We start from the raw sequence: 13,227 nt of genomic DNA on the forward strand, positions 1-13,227 counted from the left end.
GTTAACGGGTGATGCCGCGGGTCGAAGACTGGATGGAGTCACGGAACACCGCGACTTCCGGGAACTGCAGCGAGGGTTCGGCCAGCTCGACAAGCGCCTGCTCGACCGTCAGGCCCTGGCGGTAAACCACCTTGTAGGCACGACGCAGCGCGTGGATCGCATCTTCGCTGAAACCGCGACGGCGCAGGCCTTCGAAATTCATGCTGCGGGCTTCGGCCGGGTTGCCGAATACCGTGACGTAGGCTGGAACGTCCTTGCCAATGGCAGTGCCCATGCCGGAAAAGCTGTGGGCACCAATGTGGCAATACTGGTGAACCAAGGTAAAACCGGACAGGATCGCCCAGTCTTCAACGTGTACATGGCCCGCCAACGCGGTGTTGTTGACCAGGATGCAGTGGTTGCCGATAACGCTGTCGTGACCGATGTGGGCATAGGCCATGATCAGGTTGTGATCGCCCAGGGTCGTTTCCGAACGGTCCTGAATCGTCCCGCGGTGGATCGTCACGCCTTCACGGATGACGTTGTGGTCACCGATGACAAGACGGGTTTCTTCGCCCTTGTATTTCAGATCGGGCGTGTCCTCGCCTACCGAAGAAAACTGGTAGATGCGGTTGTGCTTACCGATTCGGGTCGGGCCCTTGAGAATCACATGCGGCCCGATCACTGTCCCCTCGCCGATTTCCACACCTGCGCCGATGATCGACCAAGGGCCGACTTCGACGTCGTCGGCCAGAATGGCCGTCGGATCGATGATTGCGCGAGGGTCAATCAAACTCATAGTTTGCGTTCCGCGCAGATGATTTCAGCGGAGCAGACTGGCTTGCCATCGACCGAAGCCTGGCATTCGAACTTCCAGATCTGACGCTTGCAGCTGATGAAGCGCGCTTCGAGGATCAACTGATCGCCTGGAGTGACGGGCTGACGAAAACGCAGCTTGTCGGAGCCGACGAAGTAGTAAAGCGTGCCGTCAGCGGGCTTCACGTCGAGCATTTTGAAACCGAGGATGCCGGCAGCCTGAGCCATCGCTTCAATGATCAACACGCCCGGCATGATTGGATGCGCAGGGAAGTGACCATTGAAGAACGGTTCGTTGATGCTGACATTCTTGTAGGCGCGAATGCGCTTGCCTTCCACATCCAGATCCACGACCCGGTCCACCAGCAGGAACGGGTAACGGTGAGGCAGGTATTCGCGAATCTCGTTGATGTCCATCATTTCGGGGGGAAGCCTATGTAAAGATTGGGAGCGCGCGACTGACGCGCACTCCTCTAGCAAATCAAGGAGGCAGTCTAACGGCTGTGCACACTTGATATGGAAATGGTATCAGCCATCTGATGAAGCATTACCGTCAGGGGTCACGTCCCCTACACGCTTTTCCAGCTGTCGCAGACGTCGCGCGATGTCATCGAGCTGACGGATACGGGCCGCGCTTTTACGCCATTCGGCTGCCGGTTGCATCGCCGTACCGGAAGAATAGGAACCCGGCTCGGTAATCGAGTGGGTCACCATGGTCATCCCGGTCAGGAAAACGTTGTCGCAAATCTCGATATGACCCACCAGACCCACGCCACCGGCGAGCATGCAATGCTTGCCGATTTTGGTGCTGCCGGAGATCCCCACACAGGCGGCCATGGCAGTGTGATCACCGACCTGGACGTTGTGAGCGATCTGAATCTGGTTGTCGAGCTTCACACCATTGCCGATAACGGTATCGGCCAGTGCGCCGCGATCGATAGCGGTATTTACGCCTATTTCCACGTCATCGCCGATCGAAACGCCGCCGATCTGGGCGATTTTCTGCCAGACACCTTTCTCGTTGGCAAAACCGAAGCCTTCACCGCCGAGCACAGCACCGGATTGAATCACCACCCGTTTGCCAATGCGTACGTCGTGATACAGCGTGACGCGCGGGGCCAACCAGCCGCCCTCGCCGATTTCGCATCGCGCACCGATGAAGCATTGAGCCCCAACGGTCACACCTGCGCCAATACGCGCCGCACTTTCGATGACCGCAAAGGCACCGATGCTCGCCGCCGGGTCGACCACTGCATCCGCCGCCACCACCGCTGTCGGGTGAATACCGGCAGGCGCCTTGGGTTTGGGATCGAACAAGTGGGAAACGCGCGCGTAGGCCAGATACGGATCCGGCACCACCAGTGCATCACCGGCAAAACCTTCTGCGTCAGCGGCCTTCAGCAATACGGCTGCGGCCCGACTGTCAGCCAGGTATTTACGGTATTGAGGATTTGCCAGAAAGCTCAACTGAGCTGGGCCAGCCTCTTGCAAAGTGGCTAGCCCAGTAATTGCTTTCTTCGGGTCGCCACGTAAAGTGGCGCCGAGGAACTCGGCCAACTGGCCGAGCTTTATAGTCGCTGTCATGGGTTACTTCAGCTGATTCATGCGCTCGATAACCTGGCGAGTGATGTCGTACTGAGGCTTGACATCAATCACTGCGCCACGCTCGAAGACCAGGTCAAAAGCACCTTTCTTGATGACTTCTTCCACAGCGCTGTCCAGTTTCGGCTTGAGCTGTTTCAGCATTTCACGGTCGGCAACGGCTTTGGCTTCGTTCAGTTCCTTGGACTGGAACTGGAAATCACGGGCCTTTTGCTTGAATTCGAGCTCAAGACGTTCACGCTCGCCTTGTTGCATTTTGTCGCCGCCAGCCATCAGACGGTCCTGGATACCCTTGGCGCTGCTTTCCAGGCTCTTGAGCTTGGTCAGTTGCGGGCCAAACTTCTTCTCGGCATCCACGGCGTATTTTTTCGCCGCGTCGGATTCCAGCAGTGCCATCTGATAATTCAGTACGGCGATTTTCATATCGGCAAAAGCCGGTCCTGCAACCAGTACGGTCGCCAGGAGAACCAATTGAGTCAACTTACGCACGATGCACTCCTACAAAATCCATTGTCGTTATCTTGGGTCAGACACTTAGAACGTCTGGCCGAGGGAGAATTGGAACACTTGAGTCTCAGCGTCATCCGGCTTCTTGATTGGCATGGCCAACGCGAAGCTCAAAGGCCCCAGCGCGGTGACCCATGTCACGCCTACACCGACGGAGCTGGCGACGTTGCTCAGACTGATTTCATTGCACTCGGTTTGAGCGGTCGAACCGACATTGGCGTTCGTCGTCTTGTCGCACTTGGAGTCGAATACGTTACCCACATCCCAGAATAGCGAAGTACGCAGGGAACGCTGATCCTTGACGAATGGCAGCGGGAACAGCACCTCGACACCACCCTGGATCAGGACGTTACCACCGAATGGCAGCGGATCCTGGTCCGGGTCGGCGAGCGTACCGGCGTTACCCGTGACAGCCTGACCACGGCTAGGTGTACTGCGCGGGCCAAGCGTACTGTCCTTGAAACCGCGAACCGAGTTGAAACCACCAGCATAGTAGTTCTCATAGAACGGCAAACCATCGGTCGAACCGTAGCCATCGCCATAACCCAGTTCGGTGTGAAGCCGCACAGTGTAGTTTTCAGTAATTGGCTGGAACAACTGGCCACGGTAATCAAGTTTGAAGAACGACAGGTCGCTGCCCGGGGTGGTGGTTTCCAGAGTCAGGCTCTGGGAATGGCCACGGGTCGCCAATACGCCTTTGTTCAAAGTGGACTCGGACCAACCGGCCGAAGCCTTGAAGTTCAGGTAGCTGTCGCCCTCACGGTTAACGAAGTCGAAAATCTCGTCAACGGTGTACTGACCAGTCTTGATCTCGTCCTGCTGCGCAGTCAGACCGAAGGTCAGACGCGAAGTCTCGCTGATCGGGTAGCCGACGCTCACGCCCGCACCCAGGCTGTCTACGGCATAGCTGGCCACGTCGACGTCGAGGTCGTCGTAGTCGGTAGTGCGGTAGAAAGCGTTGTAACCCAGGCTCACACCGTCAGCAGTCCAGTACGGGTCGACATAACCGAAGTTATAGCGGCTCTGGTATTCACTGCGGGTCAAACCGACGCTGACCTTGTTACCGGTACCCAGGAAGTTGTTCTGGGTGATCGAACCACCAAGGATCAGACCGGCACTCTGGGCGAAACCGACGCTGGCGGTAATCGAGCCGGACGCCTGCTCTTCAACGCTGTAGTTCACATCAACCTGGTCATCGACACCGGGCACGGCCGGCGTCTCGACGTTGACTTCCTTGAAGAAGCCCAGACGTTCCAGACGTGTCTTGGATTGATCGATCAGGTAAGTCGAAGCCCAACCGCCTTCCATCTGACGCATTTCACGGCGCAACACTTCGTCTTCGGACTTGGTGTTGCCACGGAAGTTGATGCGGTTCACGTAAGCACGCTTGCCCGGATCGACAGCGAACGTGATATCGACCGTGTGATCGTCATCGTGAGGCTGAGGTACGCCGTTGACGTTAGCGAAGGTGTAACCCTCGTTACCCAAGCGACGGGTGATCAGTTCGGACGTGGTGGTCATCAGCTTGCGCGAGAACACCTGGCCTTTCTGAACCAGCAGAAGGGACTTGATCTGGTCTTCAGGGACTTTCAGGTCACCGCTGAGCTTGACGTCACGAACGGTGTACTTCTCGCCTTCGTTGACGTTGACGGTGATGTAAACGTGCTTCTTGTCCGGGGTGATGGACACCTGGGTCGAAGCGATATCCATATTGATATAGCCGCGATCCAGATAGTAGGAGCGCAGACGCTCCAGGTCACCGGAGAGTTTTTCACGAGCGTACTTGTCATCGTTCTTGAAGAACGACAACCAGTTGCTGGTCTTGAGTTCGAACAGGTCGATGAGGTCTTCATCAGGGAAAACAGTGTTACCCACCACGTTGATGTGCTGGATAGCTGCAACGGTGCCTTCGTTGATGTTGACCTTCAGGCCCACGCGGTTACGCGGCTGTGGCACCACCTCGGTATCGACGGTAGCGGAGTAGCGGCCCTGAGCGACGTACTGACGCTGCAGCTCGTTACGCACACCTTCGAGGGTGGCGCGCTGAAAGATCTCGCCTTCGGCCAGACCGGATTGTTTGAGGCCCTTCATCAGGTCTTCAGTGGAGATCGCCTTGTTGCCTTCGATCTCGATACTGGCGACTGACGGACGCTCGACTACAGTAATGACGAGGACGTTGCCATCGCGACCCAGCTGGATATCTTGAAAGAACCCGGTTTTGAACAACGCACGAGTGGATTCCACCAGGCGACGATCATCCGCCTGTTCGCCGACGTTCAACGGCAAGGCACCAAAGACGCTACCCGCGGAGACCCGCTGTAGGCCATTGACGCGAATATCAGAGATAGTGAAGGACTCGGCGTGAACTTCGGCGATCATCAATACGGTGAGAACCGCAGTTAGCAGCAGACGTTTCATGAAGTCCTTTCTTATTCCAACTGGCAATAAAAACTGCCGCAAAATGCGGCAGATTCGCAATTCAGCGAAGCGTTACAGTCGGCCCAGATCATTAACCAGAGCAAGTAACATCACCCCGACCACCAAACTGATACCGATCTGTATCCCCCAACCTTGCACCCGATCCGACAAGGGGCGACCACGCGCCCACTCGATCAGATAAAACAACAAATGCCCCCCATCCAGTACAGGAATGGGCAACAAATTCAGAACCCCCAGGCTAATACTCAGATAAGCAAGGAAATTCAGGAAATCAGCGACGCCCGACTGGGCAGAAGCGCCCGCCACTTTAGCAATGGTTATCGGTCCACTCAAGTTTTTTACCGAGAGCTCACCGAACAACATTTTCTTGAGCGAATCGAGGGTTAGCACACTCATGGTCCAAGTGCGTCGGGCACCCTCGCCAATCGCAGCCACCGGACCGTAACTGACTTCGCGAATCATCTCTGGTGGCCAATCGACCGCTTTCACCCCAGCGCCCAGATAACCACTGGGCGATTTGCTCTCGCCGCGAGCGGCCAACGTCACAGGGACGTCGATTTGAGCACCATCGCGCTCGACGCGCAGCATGATTTTGGTATCCGGATGCATACGGACGATGTCGACTACCTGCTGCCAGTCGTCCAGCGCCTTGCCATCAAGGGCCAACAAGCGGTCACCCGGCTTCAGGCCCGCAGCCTTCGCCGGCCCTTTCGGATCAAATTCGGCCAGGACTGGAGGCAACGCCGGACGCCAAGGACGAATGCCCAACGAGCGAATCGGATCTGGCTCCTCAGCCCCCTTGAGCCACTTGTCCAGCACCAGCTCACGGGGTGAGTCCACCGTGGAGCCCTGTTCGCGGACCAGCAACTGAATGGCACCGCTCTCGCCCAGACGACGGATCAGTTGCAGGTTCACCGCGGCCCAGCCGGAGGTTGGCTCGCCATCGATAGCCATGATTTCCTGGCCCGGACTCAAACCTGCCTTGGAAGCAATACTGCCAGACTCTACCGCGCCGATAACCGGTCGGACCTGCTCGCTGCCCAGCATTGCCAATGCCCAGAAAAACACCATTGCCAATAGAAAGTTGGCGATCGGGCCGGCCGCGACGATGGCGATGCGCTGACGGACAGATTTGCGATTGAAGGATTGATCGACCTGGTCGGCCGGGACCTCGCCTTCGCGCTCGTCGAGCATCTTCACGTAGCCACCCAACGGGATGGCGGCAATTACGAACTCAGTGCCTTTGCTGTCGTGCCAGCGCAACAACGGCATGCCAAAGCCCACGGAGAAACGCAGCACTTTGACCCCACAGCGACGCGCGACCCAGAAATGGCCGAACTCGTGGAAGGTGACCAGCACACCCAGCGCTACCAGGGTGCCGACAATCATATAGAGCGCGCTCATGTACTTTCTCCGCAATCCTATCAGTGCTGCATGGGGCAACGTATTGCAGCACTTATCGCCCGTGACGGCTCAACCATTGCCCGGCCAGTACCCGTGCTTTCGCATCAGCCGTAAACACTGCCTCGAGATCATTCACTGCAACCACAGGCTCGAGGTTCAACGCTTCCTCGATAATACTCGCGATTTCCAGGTAGCGAACCCGTCCGTCGAGAAACGCCGCCACAGCCACCTCATTCGCGGCATTGAGCATGGCCGGCGCGCTATTGCCAGCTTCGGCGGCTTGACGCGCAAGGCGCAGGCACGGAAAACGTTCCTCATCGGGCGCCTGGAAATCCAGGCGAGCGATGGCAAACAGGTCCAGCGGCGCAACACCCGAATCGATTCGCTCTGGCCAGGCCAGGGCATTGGCAATCGGCGTGCGCATGTCCGGATTGCCCAACTGCGCCAATACTGAACCATCGATGTAGTCGACCAGCGAATGAATCACGCTCTGCGGGTGAATCACCACTTCGACCTGAGAAGGGGTAGCGTCGAACAGCCAGCAAGCCTCGATCAGCTCGAGCCCTTTGTTCATCATGCTGGCCGAATCCACTGAAATCTTGCGCCCCATGGACCAATTCGGATGGGCACACGCTTGTTCGGGGGAAACATGCTCCAGTTCGGCCATGGGCGTCTGCCGGAACGGGCCGCCAGAGGCTGTCAGTAAAATCCGACGCACCCCGACCGCGCCAAGTCCACGAGCGAAATCCTGTGGCATGCACTGGAAAATCGCGTTGTGTTCGCTGTCGATCGGCAGCAGCACTGAACCGCTTTTGCGCACGGCCTGCATAAACAGCGCACCGGACATCACCAGCGCTTCTTTATTGGCCAGAAGAATCTTCTTGCCAGCCTCGACCGCCGCCAGAGTCGGACGCAAGCCCGCCGCACCGACAATAGCCGCCATTACCGCATCGACTTCCGGATCGGAGGCGACCTGACACAAGCCCTCCTCCCCTACCAGAACCCGGGTCGACAGACCGGCCGCGCGCAAATCGTCCTGCAAGCGTCGGGCAGCACCAGATTCCGGCACGACGGCGAAGCGCGGCACATGACGTACACACAGCGCCAACAGTTCACTCAAACGAGTGAAACCGCTCAAGGCGAAAACCTGATAACGCTCGGGATGACGGGCGATGACGTCGAGGGTGCTCAGACCAATCGAACCGGTCGCTCCCAGCACGGTAATCTGTTGTGGGCGGCTCACGGTGCTGCCATCCACAGCAGCACGGCGAATACCGGAATCGCCGCCGTCAGGCTATCGATTCGGTCCAGCACGCCGCCGTGACCAGGCAGCAGATTACTGCTGTCCTTGATCCCCGACTGGCGCTTGAACATGCTTTCGGTGAGGTCGCCCACCACCGAAATGAACACGATTATTGCGGCACCGAACAGCCCCATCAGCATCTGAGCGAAACTCCAGTCCCGCACAAAACCGACGATTGCTGTAATCACCAGACTCACCAGCAAGCCGCCGTACACGCCTTCCCAGCTTTTGCCAGGGCTAACCTGTGGCGCCAGCTTGCGTTTGCCGAAGGCCCGACCGGAAAAGTACGCACCGATATCGGCCCCCCAGACCAGCACCATCACCGCCATGATCAGCCAGTTACCCAAAGGCTCCTGCTTGATCAGGACCAGCCCCTGCCACGCCGGCAACAGAATCAACAAACCGATCACCAGCTTGCAGGCAGCACTGGCCCAATGTTGACTGGACTGTGGATAGGTCAATACCAGGTACGTGGCCATGCCCCACCAGAGCACCGCGGCACCCAACACCCAAGGCGCGAGCCCCGGCAGGATGTGCATGAAAAACAGCATCAACGCAACCACAGCGGCATAGGCAAGGCGAATCGACTGAGCAGCGAAACCTGCCAACCGCGCCCACTCCCACGCCCCAAGCGTCACCACCAGCCCGATGAACAGCGCAAAACCGGACCCTTCGAGCAGGAAAAACCCGCCCAGGGCAATCGGCAGCAGAATCAGTGCCGTGATGATTCGTTGTTTAAGCATTAAACCCGGGCTCCAGCCTCGACCTGCTCGCTCGTTTTACCGAAGCGACGCTGGCGAGAAGCGAAATCGGCTAGCGCATTGCGCATGGCGTCGTGTTTGAAGTCCGGCCAGAACAGGTCGGAGAAGTACAACTCGGCGTAAGCCAGCTGCCACAGCAGGAAATTGCTGATGCGATGCTCGCCACCGGTACGGATGCACAAGTCTGGCAACGGCAGATCACCGGTCGCCAGACAGGTTTGCAACAGCTCGGGGGTAATGTCCTCCGGACGCAGATGCCCGGCCTGAACTTCACGGGCCAGACGCTGCGCGGCTTGCGCGATATCCCACTGACCGCCGTAGTTGGCAGCGATCTGCAGGATAAAGCGGTTGGCACCGACAGTCATCGCCTCGGCTTCGCGCATGGCGGCCTGAAGCTCCGGATGAAAACGCGAGCGATCACCAATGATGCGCAAACTGATGTTGTTGTCGTTGAGGCGCTTGGCCTCGCGACGCAATGCCTTGAAGAACAGATCCATCAAGGCACTGACTTCATCGGCCGGGCGCTGCCAGTTCTCGCTGGAGAACGCGAACAGGGTCAATACTTCGACCCCGGCCTCGGCACACACTTCGATCACCGCACGCACCGCATCCACGCCCGCTTTATGTCCGGCGACACCCGGCATAAAGCGTTTTTTCGCCCAGCGATTATTACCATCCATGATGATCGCGACATGGCGCGGCACCGCGGACGGCGCAGTCTGCTTTGTCTTATCCATTAAAACGTGACCCTTATACGGCCATCAGGTCTTTTTCTTTCTGCGCCAAATTCGCGTCAATTTCAGCCACGTACTTTTTGGTCAGATCATCAATTTCGCCAGTAGCGCGACGCTCTTCGTCTTCGCTGATTTCCTTTTCCTTGACCAGATCCTTGAGTTGGCTGTTCGCATCACGACGGATGTTGCGCACCGCAACACGGGCATCTTCAGCGACATCGCGAGCCTGCTTGGTGAAGCCCTTACGGGTTTCTTCGGTCAGGGCCGGCATGGAGATCAGCAGCAACTCGCCGAGGTTGGTCGGGTTGAGGTTCAGACCCGCGCTACCGATGGCCTTGTCGACGGCACCCAGCATGTTGCGCTCAAAGGCAACCACTTGCAGGGTACGGGCGTCTTTCACGGTGATGTTCGCCACTTGCTTGATCGGCGTGTCGGAGCCGTAGTACGGAACCATGACACCTTCCAGAATGCTTGGGTGCGCCTGGCCCGTACGAATACGGCCGAAGTTGTGCGCCAGCGATTCGACGGATTTTTTCATGCGCTCTTGAGCGTCTTTCTTGATTTCGTTGATCATTGTTGGCCTTCCTCGATCAGAGTCCCTTCAGCGCCGCCATGTACGATGTTCAGCAGGGCGCCGGGCTTGTTCATGTTAAATACGCGCAACGGCATCTTGTGGTCGCGGCACAGGCAAATAGCCGTCAGATCCATCACGCCCAGCTTGCGATCCAGTACTTCATCATAAGTCAGATGATCGAACTTCTCGGCATGCGGGTCTTTGAATGGATCAGCCGTGTAAACGCCATCGACCTTGGTTGCCTTGAGCACGACGTCAGCGTCGATTTCGATTGCACGCAAGCAAGCTGCCGAATCCGTGGTGAAGAACGGATTACCGGTACCAGCCGCAAAAATCACGACTTCCTTGGCATTCAGGTGGCGCATGGCTTTGCGGCGATCATAGTGATCGGTCACGCCAACCATGGAAATGGCCGACATCACGATGGCCGAGATATTGGCACGTTCCAGCGCATCACGCATCGCCAGGGCGTTCATCACAGTGGCCAGCATGCCCATGTGGTCGCCAGTGACCCGATCCATGCCGGCCGCGCTGAGCGCCGCACCGCGAAACAGGTTACCCCCGCCGATCACCAGACCAACCTGGACACCGATGCCGACCAGTTGGCCAACTTCCAGCGCCATGCGATCCAGAACTTTCGGATCGATCCCGAACTCTTCCGAGCCCATCAGGGCCTCGCCGCTAAGCTTGAGTAGAATGCGTTTATAGCGAGCCTGATAACCACTGCCCTGCTGAGCCATTGCGAATCTCTCCTGCGGCGTATTTTAAAAAATTCTTTGCGGGCTGTTTGCAGCCTGCGTTCACTCTAGCTTGACGCTATCACAGCGCCATCGGAACACGGCTTTGTAAGCCAGTTCCGACGAGAAGCCAAATAAATTGGCATCCCCATCTGAAAAGAGGCTGCGCGCGTGAGCGGGCAGCCTCTTCAGGGCGACAGTTAAAAAACCGTCTTATTGCTTGGCAGCAGCCAGTTGGGCAGCAACTTCTTCAGCGAAGTTGTCGACCGGCTTCTCGATGCCTTCGCCTACTTTGAAGTAGGTGAAGGAAACGATTTCAGCACCGGCTTTCTTGGCCAGCTCGCCGACTTTGATTTCAGGGTTCTTGACGAACGCCTGCTCAACCAGGCTGGCTTCGGCCAGGAACTTGCTGATACGGCCTTTGACCATGTTTTCAACGATGTTTTCCGGCTTGCCGGCGATCTTGTCAGCGTTGAGAGTCAGGAACACGCCCTTCTCACGCTCAATCGCTTCAGCGGAAACTTCCGACGGCAGCAGGAATTCAGGGTTGGTCGCCGCTACGTGCATAGCGATGTCCTTGGCCAGCTCAACAGTGCCGCCTTTCAGGACAACTGCAACACCGATCTTGTTGCCGTGCAGGTAACCACCAACAACGTCACCTTCAACGCGCGCCAGACGACGGATGTTGACGTTTTCGCCAACCTTGCCGACCAGTACCAGGCGATCAGCTTCTTGAGCTTCGATCAACGGAGCAGCTTCAGTCAGCTTGTCAGCGAACGCTTTTTCAACGCTTGCAGCAACAAATGCCTTGAAGTCGTCCTGCAGAGCCAGGAAGTCGGTCTGCGAGTTCACTTCCAGCAGAACGGCGGATTTGCCGTCTTCTTTCAGAGCGATCGCGCCTTCAGCCGCTACGTTGCCAGCTTTCTTGGCAGCCTTGATGGCGCCCGAAGCACGCATGTCATCAATGGCTTTTTCGATGTCGCCGCCAGCCTTGGTCAAGGCCTTTTTGCAATCCATCATGCCTTCGCCGGTACGCTCGCGCAGTTCTTTGACCAACGCTGCAGTAATCTCTGCCATTTTCAAATTCCTCTTGGATAGGTTTTCAACCATTCCACCCGATCGAACGGGCGTTCAATTCTTCCCGAACCACCCTTGTTAGCCGCTGCACGTTACAGATGATGTAGCTGCGCTGCTCACAAATGGTTTTCGAGGTGGCAAAAAGGGGGCCAAGCCCCCTTTTTGCTTACTGAGTCAACGCCAGGGCGTCAATTACTCAGCTGCAGCTGCCGGAGCTTCTTCAACGAACTGCTCGGTACCGCCAGCAACGTGGTTGCGACCGCGGATTACAGCATCAGCCATCGAACCCATGTACAGCTGGATAGCGCGGATTGCGTCATCGTTGCCTGGGATGATGTAGTCAACGCCTTCCGGGCTGCTGTTGGTATCGACTACGCCGATAACCGGGATGCCCAGCTTGTTGGCTTCGGTGATCGCGATGCGCTCGTGATCAACGTCGATAACGAACAGAGCGTCTGGCAGACCGCCCATGTCCTTGATACCACCCAGGGAACGATCCAGCTTCTCAAGATCGCGAGTGCGCATCAGCGCTTCTTTCTTGGTCAGCTTGGCGAAAGTACCGTCTTCGGCTTGTACTTCAAGGTCACGCAGACGCTTGATGGAAGCACGGATGGTTTTGAAGTTGGTCAGCATGCCGCCCAACCAGCGGTGATCGACGTACGGCGAACCGCAACGTGCTGCTTCTTCAGCAACGATCTTGCCAGCGGAACGCTTGGTGCCGACGAACAGAATCTTGTTTTTGCCCTGGGCCAGACGCTCTACGAAAGTCAGAGCTTCGTTGAACATTGGCAGGGTTTTTTCAAGGTTGATAATGTGGATCTTGTTACGCGCGCCGAAAATGTACTTACCCATTTTCGGGTTCCAGTAACGGGTCTGGTGACCGAAGTGCACACCGGCCTTCAGCATATCGCGCATGTTGACTTGGGACATGATAGTTCCTTAATAAGTCGGGTTTGGCCTCCACGTATCCCAATGACCAACCAGCAGCATCAGCTGAAGGCACCCAGGTCATCGTGTCGACACGTGTGTGGATTTAAGCTTCCCAGGGTATCCCCGGAAAGCGGCGCATTTTATATCACAAGGCAGAAAAAAACGAAACCCGGATTCTGAAAACCTGAGGAATGCTTTTGGCCCCTGCCTTGGAATCTCCCCAGAATGCGCCATCCTATAGAGAGAAGCGATGCACAGAGGCTCAGATTTGCGCTGATCGTCTGGTAGAATCGCGTTTTTCAGGGCTGCGAAGATCGCTCACGCAATGCCCATTTCGTTTTAGAAGGCGCCATTGAGCGCAGAG

13 protein-coding genes are annotated in these 13,227 nt (G+C 57.1%); all 13 read right to left on the minus strand.

The genetic code is table 11. The features are described from left to right. Position 1: 1 nt before the first annotated feature. Positions 2–778, minus strand: coding sequence for an acyl-ACP--UDP-N-acetylglucosamine O-acyltransferase (lpxA, locus tag KW837_RS21220; protein ID WP_063342640.1), 777 nt, complete (start codon positions 776–778; stop codon positions 2–4). Beyond that, positions 775–1,215, minus strand: coding sequence for a 3-hydroxyacyl-ACP dehydratase FabZ (gene fabZ, locus KW837_RS21225; protein WP_008154051.1), 441 nt, complete (start codon positions 1,213–1,215; stop codon positions 775–777). Before fabZ ends, lpxA begins: the two co-directional genes overlap by 4 nt. 108 nt (positions 1,216–1,323) lie before the next feature. Next, the gene (gene lpxD / locus KW837_RS21230; protein WP_218398432.1) at positions 1,324–2,379 is read right to left on the minus strand and encodes a UDP-3-O-(3-hydroxymyristoyl)glucosamine N-acyltransferase; all 1,056 of its coding nucleotides are present in this window, start codon (positions 2,377–2,379) and stop codon (positions 1,324–1,326) included. A 3-nt stretch (positions 2,380–2,382) separates the two neighbouring features. Next, complete coding sequence (locus KW837_RS21235; RefSeq protein WP_007907155.1) at positions 2,383–2,886, minus strand: OmpH family outer membrane protein; 504 nt, start codon at positions 2,884–2,886, stop codon at positions 2,383–2,385. 45 nt (positions 2,887–2,931) lie between these two features. Beyond that, on the minus strand, positions 2,932–5,322 hold the full coding sequence (bamA, locus tag KW837_RS21240) for an outer membrane protein assembly factor BamA (protein ID WP_218398434.1): 2,391 nt from the start codon (positions 5,320–5,322) through the stop codon (positions 2,932–2,934). Positions 5,323–5,394: 72 nt separating this feature from the next. Next, the gene (gene rseP / locus KW837_RS21245; protein WP_192344216.1) at positions 5,395–6,747 is read right to left on the minus strand and encodes an RIP metalloprotease RseP; all 1,353 of its coding nucleotides are present in this window, start codon (positions 6,745–6,747) and stop codon (positions 5,395–5,397) included. Between the two features lie 52 nt (positions 6,748–6,799). After that, the gene (ispC, locus tag KW837_RS21250) at positions 6,800–7,990 is read right to left on the minus strand and encodes a 1-deoxy-D-xylulose-5-phosphate reductoisomerase (protein ID WP_218398436.1); all 1,191 of its coding nucleotides are present in this window, start codon (positions 7,988–7,990) and stop codon (positions 6,800–6,802) included. Continuing rightward, positions 7,987–8,793 (minus strand): phosphatidate cytidylyltransferase, encoded by an 807-nt coding sequence (locus tag KW837_RS21255; protein WP_218398438.1) that lies wholly within the window; start codon positions 8,791–8,793, stop codon positions 7,987–7,989. The genes ispC and KW837_RS21255 overlap by 4 nt, the downstream gene beginning before the upstream one ends. After that, entirely contained in the window at positions 8,793–9,548 is a 756-nt protein-coding gene (gene uppS, locus KW837_RS21260) for a polyprenyl diphosphate synthase (protein ID WP_095631671.1), read from the minus strand. Before uppS ends, KW837_RS21255 begins: the two co-directional genes overlap by 1 nt. 13 nt (positions 9,549–9,561) lie before the next feature. Next, positions 9,562–10,119, minus strand: a complete 558-nt coding sequence (frr, locus tag KW837_RS21265; RefSeq protein ID WP_007907979.1) for a ribosome recycling factor — start codon at positions 10,117–10,119, stop codon at positions 9,562–9,564. Next, positions 10,116–10,859: a UMP kinase gene (gene pyrH / locus KW837_RS21270; RefSeq protein ID WP_003172271.1), complete on the minus strand. Its 744-nt coding sequence runs from the start codon at positions 10,857–10,859 to the stop codon at positions 10,116–10,118. The genes frr and pyrH overlap by 4 nt, the downstream gene beginning before the upstream one ends. A 210-nt stretch (positions 10,860–11,069) precedes the next feature. Beyond that, entirely contained in the window at positions 11,070–11,933 is an 864-nt protein-coding gene (gene tsf, locus KW837_RS21275) for a translation elongation factor Ts (protein WP_123501154.1), read from the minus strand. A gap of 192 nt (positions 11,934–12,125) precedes the next feature. Next, positions 12,126–12,863: a 30S ribosomal protein S2 gene (rpsB, locus tag KW837_RS21280; protein WP_007907989.1), complete on the minus strand. Its 738-nt coding sequence runs from the start codon at positions 12,861–12,863 to the stop codon at positions 12,126–12,128. Positions 12,864–13,227 lie beyond the last annotated feature (364 nt).

Origin of the sequence: Pseudomonas sp. PDM24 (assembly GCF_019218905.1) — a bacterium.
In the GTDB taxonomy this organism is placed as follows: Bacteria; Pseudomonadota; Gammaproteobacteria; order Pseudomonadales; family Pseudomonadaceae; genus Aquipseudomonas.